15 protein-coding genes (1 of these 15 only partly in view) are annotated in these 15,949 nt (G+C 39.7%); 5 read left to right on the top strand and 10 right to left on the bottom strand.

Annotated features, from left to right (window positions below; all coding sequences use genetic code 11):
- On the bottom strand, nt 1-705 hold the start of the coding sequence (tgtA, locus tag CIT02_RS01300; RefSeq protein ID WP_292613294.1) for a tRNA guanosine(15) transglycosylase TgtA. The gene continues 1,275 nt to the left of window position 1, outside the view; only the first 705 of its 1,980 coding nucleotides appear in the window; its start codon is at nt 703-705; the stop codon falls past the left edge of the window.
- A gap of 226 nt (nt 706-931) precedes the next feature.
- The gene (locus CIT02_RS01295) at nt 932-2,167 is read right to left on the bottom strand and encodes an MnmC family methyltransferase (RefSeq protein WP_292613292.1); all 1,236 of its coding nucleotides are present in this window, start codon (nt 2,165-2,167) and stop codon (nt 932-934) included.
- Nucleotides 2,168-2,515: 348 nt separating this feature from the next.
- Between CIT02_RS01295 and CIT02_RS01290 the strand changes: the two genes are divergently transcribed.
- The 3 genes from CIT02_RS01290 (at nt 2,516) to CIT02_RS01280 (ending at nt 4,476) form a co-directional block, all read left to right on the top strand.
- Nucleotides 2,516-3,088 carry a flavodoxin family protein gene (locus CIT02_RS01290; protein ID WP_292613290.1) on the top strand — a complete coding sequence of 191 codons (573 nt, stop codon included), beginning with the start codon at nt 2,516-2,518 and terminating at the stop codon, nt 3,086-3,088.
- Between the two features lie 141 nt (nt 3,089-3,229).
- On the top strand, nt 3,230-3,949 hold the full coding sequence (locus tag CIT02_RS01285; RefSeq protein ID WP_292613288.1) for a glycosyltransferase family 2 protein: 720 nt from the start codon (nt 3,230-3,232) through the stop codon (nt 3,947-3,949).
- A 137-nt stretch (nt 3,950-4,086) separates the two neighbouring features.
- Entirely contained in the window at nt 4,087-4,476 is a 390-nt protein-coding gene (locus CIT02_RS01280; RefSeq protein ID WP_292613286.1) for a DUF2304 domain-containing protein, read from the top strand.
- Nucleotides 4,477-4,659: 183 nt separating this feature from the next.
- On the opposite strand, the gene CIT02_RS01275 is transcribed toward CIT02_RS01280, so the two are convergent.
- The 8 genes from CIT02_RS01275 to CIT02_RS01240 form a co-directional block, all read right to left on the bottom strand.
- Nucleotides 4,660-5,778 (bottom strand): glycosyltransferase family 2 protein, encoded by a 1,119-nt coding sequence (locus tag CIT02_RS01275; RefSeq protein WP_292613284.1) that lies wholly within the window; start codon nt 5,776-5,778, stop codon nt 4,660-4,662.
- A gap of 53 nt (nt 5,779-5,831) precedes the next feature.
- Complete coding sequence (locus CIT02_RS01270; protein WP_292613282.1) at nt 5,832-7,025, bottom strand: glycosyltransferase family 4 protein; 1,194 nt, start codon at nt 7,023-7,025, stop codon at nt 5,832-5,834.
- Nucleotides 7,026-7,148: 123 nt separating this feature from the next.
- The gene (locus CIT02_RS01265; protein ID WP_292613280.1) at nt 7,149-8,276 is read right to left on the bottom strand and encodes a glycosyltransferase family 1 protein; all 1,128 of its coding nucleotides are present in this window, start codon (nt 8,274-8,276) and stop codon (nt 7,149-7,151) included.
- A gap of 7 nt (nt 8,277-8,283) precedes the next feature.
- Nucleotides 8,284-8,973 (bottom strand): cyclopropane-fatty-acyl-phospholipid synthase family protein, encoded by a 690-nt coding sequence (locus CIT02_RS01260; RefSeq protein ID WP_292613278.1) that lies wholly within the window; start codon nt 8,971-8,973, stop codon nt 8,284-8,286.
- A gap of 150 nt (nt 8,974-9,123) precedes the next feature.
- A complete protein-coding gene (locus tag CIT02_RS01255) occupies nt 9,124-10,557 on the bottom strand; it encodes a flippase (protein ID WP_292613276.1) in 1,434 nt (477 codons plus the stop codon).
- A 117-nt stretch (nt 10,558-10,674) separates the two neighbouring features.
- On the bottom strand, nt 10,675-11,736 hold the full coding sequence (locus tag CIT02_RS01250; RefSeq protein ID WP_292613274.1) for a glycosyltransferase family 2 protein: 1,062 nt from the start codon (nt 11,734-11,736) through the stop codon (nt 10,675-10,677).
- Nucleotides 11,737-11,776: 40 nt separating this feature from the next.
- Entirely contained in the window at nt 11,777-12,775 is a 999-nt protein-coding gene (locus CIT02_RS01245) for a glycosyltransferase (RefSeq protein ID WP_292613272.1), read from the bottom strand.
- 24 nt (nt 12,776-12,799) lie between these two features.
- Nucleotides 12,800-13,543, bottom strand: coding sequence for a hypothetical protein (locus tag CIT02_RS01240; RefSeq protein ID WP_292613270.1), 744 nt, complete (start codon nt 13,541-13,543; stop codon nt 12,800-12,802).
- A gap of 471 nt (nt 13,544-14,014) precedes the next feature.
- Here CIT02_RS01240 and CIT02_RS01235 point away from each other — a divergent pair, with 471 nt between their 5' ends.
- Both CIT02_RS01235 and CIT02_RS01230 read left to right on the top strand, forming a co-directional pair.
- The gene (locus tag CIT02_RS01235) at nt 14,015-14,731 is read left to right on the top strand and encodes a (Fe-S)-binding protein (protein WP_292613268.1); all 717 of its coding nucleotides are present in this window, start codon (nt 14,015-14,017) and stop codon (nt 14,729-14,731) included.
- Nucleotides 14,724-15,938 carry an LUD domain-containing protein gene (locus CIT02_RS01230; RefSeq protein WP_292613266.1) on the top strand — a complete coding sequence of 405 codons (1,215 nt, stop codon included), beginning with the start codon at nt 14,724-14,726 and terminating at the stop codon, nt 15,936-15,938. Before CIT02_RS01235 ends, CIT02_RS01230 begins: the two co-directional genes overlap by 8 nt.
- The last annotated feature ends 11 nt before the right edge of the window (nt 15,939-15,949 follow it).

Below are 15,949 nucleotides of genomic sequence, written 5' to 3'. Positions count from 1 at the left end.
GCCCATGGCCACTGCCAGTGAAAATAACATGGGGTGACCAGCACCCATAAGGTGGCGGGGCCGGGAATCAGGTAGATAACTCACCGAGGACATGACCACATCCACCAGTTCGTGGTAACGGTACGATTCCATGAGTGGTACCACTGCCCCGATGGGGTGTACCTGGAAGTCCATTTCTCCCAGTGCCTGGGCACATTCACTGCGCAGGTCAGTAAAGGTGGATCCCTGGACCACTGAGTTTAACATAAGTTCCTTTCGAACCTCCAGTGCTTCCTGGGCTCTCTGGAGGGTGATTTTAAGTTCTTTTTCAGCACGTTCCCTTTTAACCGAGGGTGGTGTGGGTATGTCCAGAGATGTTCCAATATCCGTCCCGATCTTTTCCTGAAACTCCACTATTTCCTGGTTGGATACCTCCACATCTCCATACAGGGAGAGCTGGAATGATCCCGAATCAGTGATAATGGGTCCCGGGAAGTTTATGAGTTCATGAACCCCGTCTTGTAGGGCTTTTTCCCGCAGTTCCTCATTTTTGTAAATGAGGTAAGCATTGGTGATCACTACCTCCGCTCCGTAATCAGCGACCTGGATGGTCTGTTTTCCAGGATGTATGACTGGCATCAAAGCAGGGGTTTTTATGGTTCCATGGGGAGTTTTAAGGACTCCCACTCTTCCCCGGCCATCTTTATACTTTATCTCAAAGTTCAAATTCTTCACCTTTCGTAAAATCTTTAGAATCTTTATAAAACGAAACTCATAATCTGAAAAATTCCATAAAGAGATTGTTAATAATTTAAGTTTGATGTTTTAATGATTATGGTATAGTTAATCTTAGATTATATTCCTTATCCTTAATAAAAACCCATATTTACTGTAGGAATTACCATTAGGGAGGGTTATTAAAGTGACAATTCATTTTATTCCCTTAAATTTTTCATGGATTGGATATAATCTCCATTCTCTTTTCCATTTCTTTGATTCTTCCCCTTGATGTTGTTGGCCGTTCCTGATGACAATGGCATATGCACTGTGGAAACTGAGGGCAGACCAGGAACCGCACTTTAGGGTCATTTAAGCTATGAATATTAAATTTCTTCAAATGATTAAGCACCCGCCGTTTCTGGCGCTCATCACCCATATCATTGACCAAGTATACTGGAGTTTTAACGGTAGAAGCCAATTTGGACTCTCCTCTTACTTCCATTCTCTCTTTGTGCCTGTTATTGAGTATGTCCTCGGTTGAAGCGTTTAAATCAGGGTCTCTGTAGGGTATCCCTGCATCAGAAAGGGCCACCATACGTTCATCAGCAGCTTTCAGGGGTTTGGTTATCCTATTTATGGAAGGTGAGGCTATGGTTCCACCACTTCTTCCCAGAGCTGGACCTTCACCGATTTCCAGTCCTGTGTTTAAAAGGGCGTAGCGCACCGGGGCGGCAGAGGTGTAGGTTATAATAACACCATCATTTTTTAGTAAATTTGCAAGTTTAGAAAGGAATTCGTTGGTGTAAAGCTCGGGTGATCTGGCCGGGCTGAAGGGATCCAGAAATACAGCATCGTAATCCCTGTTTTCTGGAATTTCAACCACCATTTTCCGGGCATCTTTACAGTGCACCTGGATATCCACAGAGGGAGGTATTTCTTTTTTTTCCCAGGAAAATGAGAGTAAACCATGTTCTACCAGGTAATTTTCTACGGCCTTCCTAATAATATCATGATATTCAGAGATGCTGGGAATTATTAAGGTGGCTGCCAGGGTTTCCCATGATATTTCCACCATATCCAGGACCAAGTGTTCCATCTTCCAACCTTGGATGGGATCTTTTAAGTTCTCCAGTGCTGCGGCTGCATTGACTCCCAGTCCACTGCAAATATCCAGGATAGCGATATTCTCCCTTCCACTTAACTGGGATGGTTCTGCGAATTTTTCACGGGCTTCCCGAAGTGCACCATGGGTGGTGTGCATGGTTTCCGAGGAATCATCCTTTATCTGTGATTTTAAAGTGTAAGTGCCGTCGGCAGTTTCCACCAGGAAAGCCTTCAACTCCTGGGCCGCCCACTGGCGAGCATTTTCATCCCCATTCCTTTCCCTCAGGGACCATTCTCTGACCAGAGCCATAACCGCTTCTTCAGGGATTAAAGGAGTATAATTATTATTCTTAGTATTGATCATTGAACAAACTCTCAAGTGCTTTTTAAAAAAAAATGTGATTCTAATGATTCTCAAAATAATGTTAAATTTTATTTTTAAATCAATGCAAAACTTAAGATTAACAGTTTAAGAAGGTCTTCCTTTGAAAATCACTTTATCTCGGACTTAACCATGATCATCCCCGGAAAAGGTTAAGGTATACTTTAAGCATACAACTACTTAAAATTGAGGATACTATTTTTAATATATAGATTTAAAATGAATGATATGGATTTATCAAACGATTAGGATTCAATTTATCAAAAAGGTATAAGTTTTTTGTCAAAGAAATTTTTAAAAATCCTAAATTTAAATTGGGAGGATGTTCAATTGGTTAGAATCATGGGAATAGTGGGAAGTCCACGTAAAGAAGGTAACACTGAAAATCTGATAAAAGAAGCTTTAAAAGCCGCCGGTGATGCAGGAGCAGAGATAGAACTGGTGAGATTGGGAAGTGCTGAAATTGAACCCTGTGTGGCATGTGATATATGCAAAGCCACTGGTGAATGTGCCATATACGATGATATGGGAGAAATACTGGAAAAAATGGTGAAGGCCGACGGTTTTATCATCGGAAGCCCGGTATACTTTGGCAATGTAACTTCACAACTTAAAATGTTAATGGATCGCTCAAGACCACTGAGGATGGATTTTAAACTTAAAAATAAGGTGGGTGGAGCCATAGCTACTGGAGGATCTCGTAATGGGGGTCAAGAAACCACGATTGCTGCTATTCATGAGTTTTTACTCATCCAGGATGCCATAGTTGTTGGTGATGGGGCCCCTATGGCCCACTACGGTGGAACCGGTGTGGGAGCCACTGCTGAGGATGAGATGGGATTGCAAACCTCACAGAATCTGGGTAAGAGAGTGGCTGAGCTGGCCATAAAACTCAGTGAATGATTAAAAAAACTGGGTTGGTTGTGAAATATCTCGAGATGTCCTGCTTATCAGTTTAGAAGGGAAATTAGATTAAGAAGTATAAAAACCTGATTAAGACTTTAAAACCATTATAGTATTCATTTAACCTGAGGAGAAATCATATTGAAGAGTATTGAAGCCACGGCAGATTTATTCCAGCAGCAAAAAGGCATATACGTAATTTTGCCTGCTTACAATGAGGAGAAAACCTTAGATGGCGTTATGAAGGAACTGGTTGATCTTGGGGTTAATCTGATAGTGGTTGATGATGGTTCCACCGACAACACCTACTGTGTCGCCAGGGGTTTCGTGAAAAGATATCCATCCCAGGTAAGTCTTTACCGACATCCCCTAAACCGTGGATTGGGTGGTGCTCTGCGAACCGGTATTAAGGCCGCCATAGCACACCAGGCAGATATTATCGTAACCTTCGATGCCGATGGTCAGCACCACTCCCAGGATATAATTCCCCTCTGCCTGCCCCTGATCAATGGTGCGGCCGATGTGGTGATTGGGAAGAGGAACTTTCAGGAAATGCCCTTTCGTAAGAAGTTTGGGAATGTGGTGATGAATATAATAACCCTCCTATTTTATGGTAGGGATGTTGAAGATTCACAATCAGGTCTGCGTGCATTCAGCAACGAAGCAGCAGGGTCAATGGAACTTCACTCCAGGGATTACGGTATTTCCTCAGAGATCATTGGAGAAGTGCAGCGTAAAAAATTGCGACTGGTAGAAGTACCCATTACCACCATTTACACTGACTACTCCCTCTCCAAGGGAACTAACACCAGTGTAGGACTTAAAATACTGGCCAAGTTAATCAGGAATATTTTCAAGTAAGTAATATTTCTAAGTAAGGAATATTTTCAAGTATAAGTTAAGGATGTGTATTTTAAGAATATTTCAAGATTAGAATATTTCAAGAGTTTAATAATGACTTTAATAATAATTTCAGGAACCAATTGGAGGTTGTGTCAATGATATTATATCAGTATATTGGAGTGTTAATCGGGATAATTGGTATAATAGTCACCTTTTTAAGATTCAAAAGTGGGAAAATGTCTCTCAACATGCTCCTGGTGTGGAGTGCGGTGTGGATACTGCTGATCATTTTCTCGGTTAATCCCGATACCAGTTCATTACTGGCCAGAGCCACTGGAATTGGTCGGGGACTTGATTTAATACTTATAATTGGGTTGATTGGCTGTTATTATTTTATATTCAAAATATACAACATGATCGAAAATGTTGAGGAAGAAATAACCCATTTAGTACAGGAAATAGCATTGGAAAAAGGCCAATCCCCTGATTTAGAGAAAGAAAATCTTCCAAAGGATAAGGATTCTGAAACGGAAGGGAAGATATAGATTTCACCATGAAACAGATTAAGTTATACCCCCCATATCCGGAATCTAAGGGTGTAAAACCTGTTTCATTTTATTTCCTTTAATGTTTATTCACTTTATCTACTACTGAAAACTATCTATGGATACTGGAAAGCCCTATAGAAAGGAATTGGTCATGGAATGTATCTAATTACATGAAATGGTTTAACTATCCATATTCACATTTCCACATTTTGTGGGACTATTTTTAATCCATTTCTGCCAAATTTGACTCCAAAACCTATTTTTTTTAACTTTCTTGCGGACTTTTAAATTTTTGTGTAAAATTTTACCGGTTTTTCTAATTTTTCCCAGGATAATAGACGAATAGATTAACCTGAAAAGGGTGAAAAGGACTTTATGAGGATACCTGAATATTGCTCTGGCTATGATTGATTTAGGGTAGTAACGGGTGACAATTACCAGCCAGTTTCTACTTTGACGGTGCCATTTACGCACCATGGACTCATCCTTCACCCCTTTAATTATATCCCCGGATGACAGAGTACTAGAAATACCGCGTTTATGATAAACCAGTGCATTTCCGGCTAAAAATGAGTTATAACCAGATAAACGGATCCTCCAGGAAAGATCCACATCTTCCAGTTCCACAAAGAAATCCCCATCAAAAAGTCCAGTTTCCCTTAGAACTTCACTGGGATAAAGAGCAGCTGCTGCACAGGACCCGAATATTTCCTCGTCACCAAACATTCCCTTTTCAATGCTTTTAAGGGACTGTCCCATGCAGATATCCTCAGCACCCCACCAGTAACACTCCTGGCCCAGGGAATCAATGGCTGATGCTTCGTAATTTAGCAGAACCGGTTGAATACTTCCCACTCTATCATTTCGGCCGGCCACCCTAAGTAATTCATGCAGGAAATTTTCATGGGCAATAGTATCGTTATTTAAAAGTAAGACATAATCAGGGTTAAGATATTGTAAGGCAAAACGCACCCCAATATTATTTCCAGCGGCAAAACCATGATTAATATTATTCTTGATCAGTACCAGCTTCTCCTGCAAATCATTGTTAGATCGCAGGTTTTCTAATTCACTTTCTCTAAATTCAGCAATTTCCAGGGGTATTTGTCGGGCAAAATCCCGGATATGAGTGATGGAATCATCGGTGGAATTATTATCCACCAGAACAATCTGGAATGAAGAACTATTAATCTTTAGTAATGATTTTAAACATTCCAGAGTGTCCATCCAGTTATTCCAATTTATGATCACTATGGAAACACGGTGAGTTGTCTCCAGATCATGGTCTTTGTTTTTCATATACAAACCAGGGCCTTAATTTAACATGGTAACATAATAATGTGGGCTTGAACTTAATATAAATCAACTGCACGCTCTAAATGATTTAACAATCTTTTTCCAGAATGTTCCAGTGTCCAGAATTTCTGGATCTTGTTAATGGATTGTGTGGCCAGTTTTTCCCTTTTATCCGGATCAAGCAGCAGTTCGGTAACTACCTGGGAAAATGATACTTCGTCCCTATCGGTGAGTATTCCTGTCTCCTGATGTTGGATGGTTTCCCTTACACCTCCCTCCTTTACTCCTATCACCGGGGTGCGGCAACTCATGGCTTCCAGGGGAACCAGGCCAAAGGGTTCAAGGTATGGTGCATAAACAACTAGTTGAGCCTTATTATAAAGTTCCACCAGTTCTTCTTCAGTTACCAGAACTAAAATCTTTAATTTGACATTTAACTGGTGGGCCAGGTTTTCCAGATAATTTTTCCAGGGTAGGTTCACCAGGTCAGAGATAAGAACCAGTTCCGGGCGTGTTTTTTTATCAATTTTTCCCAGGGATTTTATAATAAAATCAAAGCCTTTTTCCGGTATGCAACGACCTACAGAGAGGATGAAGTTTTCCCGGGGGATATCCAGTGGCTTGAACTGACTGGTATCAACTCCCAGGTAGGAAACCAGGGCATTGACTCCGTAACTTCTTAATACGGTTTCATGGGAAAAATAGGAATTTACCACAGTGTAGTGGGAGTAACTGGCCAATTTCTGGTCCAGGTTAATCATACGATTTATGAAAAGTCTAAAACGCAGTGCTTCAACATTAAAGGAGGTTTTTATGCCCGCCTCATTGTACAGTATCTGGGAAATCTTACCCTGGGAATGTATGGGTTGTTGGCAAAAATAAACATGTGGTTTTTTAAGGTATTTCAAAAAGAAGGGAGCCATGGTGTATTTATCCTGTTCACAGAGAACCACATCATAGTCTCTGTGGTTAACCTCCTGGGCCATGTGTTTCTGGGTTTTTTCCAGGTCCCTGATGGAAATTTTTGAGGGGAAGTACTTCAGGGTCGAGTATAAATAACCAGGGAGGGTGCTTTTCACGGGATAAGTGCGAAAATCATGGGCTACATCCTTTAAGGATAGATAATCTTCATCAGCCAGGGAAGGAACATGGACATCAACCTGATGATCCCGGGAAAGGAATTCAACACTGTTGTACAGTGCCCTCTTGGCACCTCCAGTGGGCAGGTTATGGAATACAGCTATTTTCATGATCACTAAACCTTCAACTTTATCTTTGAATTTTTTAATCCATTCTTCAATTTTAATTCTTGTATTTTTTTAATCCACACTATCCAATTTTAATTTAATTTAAAGGGAATTCATTTTTTTTATTTAATACCCCTCTTTATGGACTTCCTGGTATACTTTCCAGGTTTCCTCGGCAGTTTTTTTCCAGGAAAATAATTTGGCCCTTTCCAGACTTTGGAAACTCATTTCCTCCTGGAGACCAGGACTGGTCATTACCTGGTACATGGCTTTGGTGAACCCCTCACTGTCCTCTGGATCCAGAGTGATTCCCGCATCACCCACCACTTCAGGTAGGGAAGAGGTATTTGATGATATTACTGGACATCCACAGGCCATGGCTTCCAGGGGAGGTAGTCCAAAGCCTTCGTATAGTGAGGGAAAGACGAATAAATCGGCAGCATTGTAGAATTTAACCAGATCCTCATCAGGAACATAACCCATGAACAGAACCTGATCCCCCAGTCCCAGTGTCTCTACAGTTTGAGATATTTCGGGAAATCCATAACCTAATTTTCCAATCAATACCAGTTTGCACTTCAATCCACTCTTCAAGAGTTTATAAAAGGATTTAATGAGAAGGGGGATGTTTTTACGTAATTCAACCGTCCCCACGTAAAGGATGAAGGGAACGGATATCCCATACTTAGCCAGTATTTCGTCTTTTACCGGAGATTTGTCCTCCATAAAAGTGTAATCTTTATTAGGGGCCAGGGATATGACCTTTATCTTTTCTTCAGGTATCTGGAGATGGTTTATGAGGTCATTACGTGTATTTTGTGAGTCGGTGATTATACAGTGGGGTCTGTCTTTGATTAGCTTCAGTGAGGGTGCCCAAAATTTATAGAAAAAAGGGAGCTTGTCCTTGAAGAAGAAGGGAATAAGATCGTGAATGGTTAAAACCTTTTTCACCTGGGAACTTACGAAGAAAGGGTTAACCTGGAGTGCCATGTGGGAAGGTAAATGTAACACGTCGATTTCCTCCTTTTTAAGAGCACGGGACAGGCTCACTGGATTTTCCAAATTTCCTGGTAAAGAACCGATAACCACCTCATTTACCATCTGGTAAAGGGGATTGTCTGTTTTCCGGTAATGGATCAGGGTTATGTCACGGGATTTATCCGTACCAATCATTTCCCGGACAATGTTGTAGAGGTAATTATCAATACCCGTCCTTTCCCGGTCCAGTATCCAGGAGAGTATTCCTATCTTCATTTTTTCACTAATTTTTATAAATTCCTATAAACAGAGCATTAGCTAGGGGGTAGGGAGAACCATAACTTGCTGGGATAAAGTTAGAGCCAAATTCCACCCATTTATTATATTTAGATATTCTTTTAAGATAATATTTTTCCGTGAATTTAATTTGACCATTTTTAAGATAATTATCAAGGTGGGGGTTTCCCCCTATAGGTACGGTTACAACCAATGTACCCCCCTCAGTAAGATGATTCTTTAAATTATCAAAGGCCCGGAAAATCTTTTTTGGGTCTTTAGGTTCCTCATCCCAGCCCACATGCTCCAGAGTGGATATGGAAACAATTAACTTGTATTTCTTTTGGGGATTATAATCCACGACATCACAATTGATCACCCCTTCTGCTTCCTCATATTTATCAACAACGTCATGGCAGATTTTAAAATAGTGGGAAAGAACATTACCAACCTCAAGAATCTCATCACAATCATAATCATCTACATATTTTTTTATGATGGGAATCTCAATAGTTCTTTCATTTCCCCAAGCCTCATTATAGTTATGATAAAAATATTCGTATTTCTCTCCGTTAAATGTAAATTTACGAAACAGTTTCAGGACTTTAGAATAGGAATATGGTAAAATGTAATAATGGTCATGAAGCAGGTGTTGCATTAACTGTTTAATTTTTTTAGGAAAACACTTTAAAATCATATTTTTCTGTCCTGGAAATTCTTTAATCTAGAATATCACTAAGAGATTACTATTTTTATATTCCTCATCGGGATAATACATTATTTAACTTTGATTATATAATGATAGCCACATTAATTACAAGAAACGTTCTTAGATTTAGATTTACAATTAAGTTTTGTTGATTAAACTTTTTAACACTCTTAAATCTTCTTTATCAAATGCTCTTGTAAGGATTAACGACACAACATATGCTGTAAAAAGAATTATAAATAAAATAATGGTGTTTAAACTGTTTAGGATTAGGAAAATAATTACCATAATAACACTGGAAAAAATAAGGGGGAGTATAGTTCTCTGTAACTCCTTTAAATCTACGTTCTCAGTCTTACATAAAATGTATATCAGGATTGGGACACTCACCAACTCAGTGAATACAGTTGCAATACTGGCACCTAAATAACTAAATTTGGGTATAAGGACTAAATTCAATGTAACATTCAAAATAACACTTAATCCAGTAATTTTAGTGACAACGAGTTGTCTATTAATAGAACCTAGTAAAATCCCAGAAAGACCATTGATAAACATGAGGATAATGGTCCAGATCAATACTTGAAGTGCAATTATGGATGGGGAGTAATCAGATCCATAGATTAGTAGAATGATTTTGTTGGCAAATAAAGTTACTGAAAAAGCAATGAAAACGCTTATAATTAACAGATATTTGAAAGACCGCTCGTAGGTATATTTAAGTGATTCTTTTGAATCTTGGTAGAAACGGGACATCACTGGAAAAAGAGTCACTGTAAATACGGAATATAAAGATAGGAAAACAAAAAGAAATTTATACGCTGCATTATACCAGCCAACTACTTCATTACCAACCATAACCGACAACATAACTGAGTCTACGGAATAATAAACCGTGACAAATATCCCTGCAAGTCCGTAGGGGAATGCTTCCTTTAAAGTGGGCTTCCAGAAATTAAAGTCAATTTCAATTGAGGGATAAGAAAACTTCCAGAAATATAAAATCATAGCAAAGAGAAGGGTCAAAGCATTTGAAATCAGGTAAACCAATGCGAAATCTAAAATGTCTAGTTTGCAGTATATTGCAATAGCAACTCCAAAAAACATTAAAAAACTGTTTACAATAGTAACCAGCGAGAGGTAATTCATTCTTTCGTATGACTGGAAAACAGAGGTAAACACTCCTACGAAAGCATTGATTACTACATACATTGAAATTATGTAGATTACATTTTTAACAAGATGAGAATATCCAATTAGGTTAACTGTTAACATTAACAGGCCTAACATCAGAAAAGATAAAAAAACCCTCATCAAGGCTACATTAGACAGATATTTATCCCTGAAAGATTTATCTCGGGCAAGTTCTCTGATCATCAGAGTTCCCAGGCCCATGTCCACTACAACTCCAAAGATTCCAGTAATTGAAAGGGCCAGAGATATAATACCAAATCCTTCAGCACCCAGATAACGAGCCGTGTACATGGTGATAAAAAACCCAATGAGGTAAGTAATGATTTGGGAAATAAATAAAAATCCCATGTTCTTGGCTATACCTTTAACTTTACTCATGTGAATACCTGCTTGAAATTTAAAGATTGGATTTTAAACATTCTTGAACTAAATCTATCTTTTATTATTTTGAGGCCCCATCCATAAACTCAATTTAATAATTCATCTATTAAACCTTTAATCCGTGTTTCTAAAATCTTTTATACCATCGTAAATTGCTTTAAATCCGTCTCGGGAAGTTTCCAAATCCTCCTTAAAAAGCATTAAAACTAGATTGGCCAAGAGATAAAATATAAAGAAAATAGTGAAGGTAGTTTTCTGGAGGCTTGAAGCAAACCGCCACATGAATAGCAAACGGTTGCGCACCAGATAATGATAAATCACAAAGTAACTGAAATAACTGTCCCAGGAAACACCGATCTTATGCCATATTCTGGATTGGGGGACATATGAAAGTTGGTAACCCGCTTTTCTGATCCGGAAACAGAGGTCAGTGTCCTCCCAGTAGGCGAAGTATACCGGATCAAAGAGACCCACCTCCTGCAATACTTCGGTTTTAAGGAGTAGGGAACAACCCTCAATGGTGTCCACATTTCGAGGTTGGTCACATTGGCCCTTGTCCACCTGGTTCTTGCAGAATCGTTTACCTCGACCTATATACAGGTTGAATTTCTCTCCAGCATGGCTTATAACATCGGAACTGCCCTGGTAATCGTAATAATATACCTTGGGAGTAACTGCCCCAATTTTTTCATCTTTTTGGGCAATGTCCACCATGCACTTAACAGAATCTTCATGAACCACGGTGTCGTTATTTAAAATTAGAATATAATCAGGATCCAGGTTTTTAAGGGCAAATTCCATGGCAAGGTTGTTGCCCTGAGCATAACCATGGTTTTGGTTATTTTTAAGAATAATAATCCTTTTATCCGAAGGAATAATATCCAAATCTTCTTTAATGATCACAGGAAGATTAAAATAATCTTTTTCAGATAATTCAAAAACTTCGAGTGGTTTGTTCTGGGAACGGTAATCCACTAACCTTGATTCAATTGTTTCCAATCCCTGTGCGTAGTTTCTAATTTCTTCCAGGGAGTTATCCTGGGAGGCATTATCCACCACCACCACATCATAATTAGGATAGTCAATCTGGTAAATGGATTCCAAACACTCCAGGGTGTCCTTCCATCCATTCCAGTTTAAGATGATTATGGAAACCCGTGGGGATTCATTACTCATTATAATTTACACTTCCTATGAGTTCACTACACATTATAAATCATCTTTTCAATAATCCTTTTAAAAATCCTAACCCGTATCCCCAGTGTTCCAAAGGGAATACCAGGAAGGAATATATACCCCTCCAGTTATCCAGTTTTACCACCAGCATCATGGTGTAAATCAGGTCCAGGAAGACATATATTATTATGGGAATTGAAACCAGGAGGAGAATGTTTATCCATAAATAGCCAGTTAGGTAGAGTAATAGGATTATTAAGAACAACAATGGATAAAGTATAAAGATTAGAGAGATGAAATGATACCATTTCAAGGTTTCAGGATGTTTTCGTGTGAATTTGGCACGTCCTTCCCCGTAGTTAACCATCTGCCCGTAAAACTCCCGGGAGTTGGGGCGACGGTACTGGTAAACCAGTGCCTGGGGATGACGTAGTAGTTTATAACCTGCTTTAACCAGTTGATAATTGAAATCCGTGTCTTCACACTGGGTCATGGATTCATCATAGGTTACATTTTCTTTTTCCAGTGTGGAGCGCTGGTAAATGGCGAAAGCCACGGTTTCCACCGGCACCACCTTTTGACTGGCAGTGTAAGACGTGCCAAACCCACCAAAAATGGTTTGCTGAGCAAGGGCAATGGTTTTGCCAAAAAAAGAGTCATCCGGTGGAGAAGAATAGGTAGACCCCACAGCGGCTAATTTACACTGTTTATTATATTTTTCGAATGATTTATAGAGGGTTTCCAGCCAATCTGAAGCTACATAACAGTGCCCATCGAGGTAGACAACGTAATCTGCACCAGAATATTCCAATCCAAGGTTACGGGCCGAACCTATCACTTCCTGGGGGTTTATAAAGAGTTTTACCCGGGGGTCTTTTTCAGATATTTCACGGACAATGTAGGGTGTTTTATCAACGGAAAGACCATCCACAACCAGGATGTTGATATCTTTGATGGTTTGATTCTGTAGACTGGTAATACATTTTTTAATGTATTTTTCTTCGTTTTTAACCCCAACGATGATATCTATAAAACTCATAAACCACCAATATTATTGATTCGTTTATTCTTTGCTGATTATTCGGTTGATGTAACTTACCAGTCTTTTGGCCTCGTTCTTCTTAACGTTTTTGAATTCTATTTCCCCCTCAGGATAACGGAGTTTTAAAGTCCGTCGTGTTGAGCTGAGGAGTGACTGGCCAGTGGAGATTAAACCAGCTATTCCTGATTTTTTCTCTGCAGTACGGGGTTTGCTGATGTCTTCCACACTGATTATATCTTCAAATTTAATGAACAATCCATTGTGGGTTTCGATTCCTTCGGGAATGACTTTTAAGGATTGACCTCTCACACCTTCTTTGATAACGTGAAGTCCCCTAAGATCCAGTATTTCCTGTAACTCCAGGGCATATTTATAATCTTTTCGTTTTTTATTTTGGTCAGAGAGAGTTATACCTGCCTCTATATCCTCAGTTTGGATATTTCCCGGTGTTTCTACATCCTCAGTCCGGTTATCTACCTGTGGTTCTTCATCCTCAATCTGGTTATCTGCCTGCGGTACTAAACCTTCAATCTGGTTATTTACCGGTGGTTCAACTTCAACCTGGTCTTGTTCCGAATAATCATCAGTATAGATGGTATCTTCGGTTGAATCATCGTGGTAGATCTCCCCTTCTCCAGTTTCAGGTAAGCTTTCGGTGTAAAATAACTTTCCACCACATTCACATTCATCACTGAAATCTTCTACCCTTTCTCCTTCCTGAAGCTGGTAATATCCCCCGCACCTTTCGCAGATTAAATAGGTCATTTTAAAATCCCCTGAAATTATTTCTGGTAATAAAACTTATTTATTCTAATAATAAATTATTTATTGTAAAAATTATTTATTTAATTATCTGTTAATGAGTTAATCCCTAGTTTAATCCCTTATCACTTAAACTCCCTTTTTATACTTCACATGATAATTATAATCCCTGATTAGGGATAACTGTTTTTTTCAGATATCTGGTAATTTTAGGAACAAAAATATATCTCCAATAACTACATATTTTAATTAGATTTTTAATATCTTAATCTCTAATTATTATGGGATATTGGTATTCCAATTTAAGAATTAATTCCTTATTAATTGAATCCAGGTGAATTAATTCTATAAAATGTTTATAAAAGGTTGAAATCCGATTAATTAATTAAAAAATGTTAATAAACAGAATAATATTTAGTTTAGGTCTGTTTAGGGGCTGAATTTACCAGATTAATAGCATACACGGTGACATTTATGATTTACTTTAGAGGATGCCTGTCACGGGAGAAACTAAAAAAGATTCCCGATGCAACTGAACAACTGCTCCATAAAGCAGGTATAGAATACAGGATACTGGAAGACGAGGGGTGCTGTGGTTCAGTGCTTTTGCGCACTGGTTTTAGGGAGGAAGCCCTCCCGGTTATGCAGGACACCCTGGAAGATATCAGAGGTGAACAGGTCCTTGTTTCCTGTGCCGGTTGTTATCGTACTTTTAAAGAGGATTATCCTGAGATTTTAGGGGAAAAAGTGGATGTTATTCACACATCTGGACTATTCCTGGAGTTAATAGAGGAGGGTCTTCTGGAACCCTCTCCCAGCCAGGAAAAGGTAACCTACCACGACCCCTGTCACTTGGGACGCCACCAGAAAGAGTACCAGAGACCACGTGAGGTTATCAGTTCCTATGGAGAACTGGTGGAAATGGAACGCACCCAGGAGAAAGCCCGATGTTGTGGTGCTGGTGGTGGTGTTAAATCTGCTTTCCCTGAATTATCTGAAGAAATTGGGAAAAATAGGGTGGAGGATGCCCGAAATACTGGTGCCACTACCCTGGTAACCTGTTGTCCCTTCTGTATTCTTAACCTGGAGTTATCCCAAAAGGAGAGTTCTTCCCCCACCCGGGTTACAGGGGAAGAGGTTGATATCCTGGATTTATCCCAGTTCCTGTTAAGGAGGCTTAAACATGAATGATCCCTCCCTTAAAATCATGAACCGTTCCTTTGGTATATTGAATAAGAGAAGGTCAAGCCTCCTTGAGGATGAGCGTACCATTGATTTAAAGGAAAGGGTTAAAAAGATCAGGGAATATTCAGTTGAACATCTATCTAGCCTCCTGGAAAAAGCACAGGAAACCCTGGAGAACAATGGGATAGAAGTGATCATGGCCCATGATGCTGAAGAGGCCAGGGAAGCAATTTACCAGCTGGTTAAAAGTGAGGAAACAGTGGCCAAATCCAAATCCAACACTGCCGGTGAAATTCAACTCACCGAGTACCTGAAGGAACATGAGGTAAATGTTCTGGAAACTGATCTGGGGGATAGAATAGTACAGTTCCACCAGAGCAACCCCACTCACCCCATCGGACCGGCCTGTCATCTGGATATGGAAATAATTGCCAAAGTTGTATCCGAGGAGTTTAAAAAGGAGATCGAAGCTGAACCACGGGCCATTCTGGATGCGGTTAAATCAGATATCATGGGGAAAATCTCCCAGTGTCGAGTGGGGATAACCGGGGCCAACTCGGTGGCTGCGGAAGATGGATCTCTCCTGATGGTCCACAACGAAGGTAACATCAGCCTCCTCACCCTACTGGATCTCCACATCGTGGTGGTGGGTATTGACAAGTTAGTACCCACCCTGGAAGATGCCGTATCGGTGGTTAAACTGGAAACTATCTATGCCACCGGGAAAACTGTGCCGGCTTATATGAATGTGGTATCCTCCCCCTCCAAGACCGCCGATATTGAACAGATCATATTAAATGACATGTACGGTGCCAAGCGAGTGGTAGTGGTGTTTTTAGATAACGGGCGGACCGAAGCTATCCAGGAGAAAAAGGAATGTTTATGGTGCATTGGATGCGGTGCATGCATTGTTAACTGTCCAGTGTACACCACATTAGGGCCTGAATTCGGATATCTCCGCCACTTAGGTGGTCGGGGTGTGGTTTTGAGCCACTACATCCATGATAATGATATATGTTTCGATTCGGGACTATTCAAATGCACACTATGTGGGCAGTGCACAGTGGAATGTCCAATGGAGATTCCGGTGAATCTCATGCTTGAAGAATTACGAATAAAATCTGTTAAAGAAGAAATCTATCCAGAAAAACATGGAAAAATCAAAAATAACCTCAAAAAGAGAAGATCACCATTTAATCCGGATGAAGAATAGATCAATTTAAA

Source organism: Methanobacterium sp. BAmetb5, assembly GCF_003491305.1.
Classification (GTDB): domain Archaea; phylum Methanobacteriota; class Methanobacteria; order Methanobacteriales; family Methanobacteriaceae; genus Methanobacterium.
This window is presented reverse-complemented; position numbering and strand designations above follow the sequence as displayed.

What these genes read in the sequence shown, in the direction of transcription:
- CIT02_RS01295 (WP_292613292.1), bottom strand. Translation starts at nt 2,167, where the DNA reads ATGATCAATACTAAGAATAATAATTATACTCCTTTAATCCCTGAAGAA.
- CIT02_RS01280 (WP_292613286.1), top strand. Translation starts at nt 4,087, where the DNA reads ATGATATTATATCAGTATATTGGAGTGTTAATCGGGATAATTGGTATA.
- CIT02_RS01275 (WP_292613284.1), bottom strand. Translation starts at nt 5,778, where the DNA reads ATGAAAAACAAAGACCATGATCTGGAGACAACTCACCGTGTTTCCATA.
- CIT02_RS01270 (WP_292613282.1), bottom strand. Translation starts at nt 7,025, where the DNA reads ATGAAAATAGCTGTATTCCATAACCTGCCCACTGGAGGTGCCAAGAGG.
- CIT02_RS01265 (WP_292613280.1), bottom strand. Translation starts at nt 8,276, where the DNA reads ATGAAGATAGGAATACTCTCCTGGATACTGGACCGGGAAAGGACGGGT.
- CIT02_RS01260 (WP_292613278.1), bottom strand. Translation starts at nt 8,973, where the DNA reads ATGATTTTAAAGTGTTTTCCTAAAAAAATTAAACAGTTAATGCAACAC.
- CIT02_RS01255 (WP_292613276.1), bottom strand. Translation starts at nt 10,557, where the DNA reads ATGAGTAAAGTTAAAGGTATAGCCAAGAACATGGGATTTTTATTTATT.
- CIT02_RS01250 (WP_292613274.1), bottom strand. Translation starts at nt 11,736, where the DNA reads ATGAGTAATGAATCCCCACGGGTTTCCATAATCATCTTAAACTGGAAT.
- CIT02_RS01245 (WP_292613272.1), bottom strand. Translation starts at nt 12,775, where the DNA reads ATGAGTTTTATAGATATCATCGTTGGGGTTAAAAACGAAGAAAAATAC.
- CIT02_RS01240 (WP_292613270.1), bottom strand. Translation starts at nt 13,543, where the DNA reads ATGACCTATTTAATCTGCGAAAGGTGCGGGGGATATTACCAGCTTCAG.
- CIT02_RS01235 (WP_292613268.1), top strand. Translation starts at nt 14,015, where the DNA reads ATGATTTACTTTAGAGGATGCCTGTCACGGGAGAAACTAAAAAAGATT.
- CIT02_RS01230 (WP_292613266.1), top strand. Translation starts at nt 14,724, where the DNA reads ATGAATGATCCCTCCCTTAAAATCATGAACCGTTCCTTTGGTATATTG.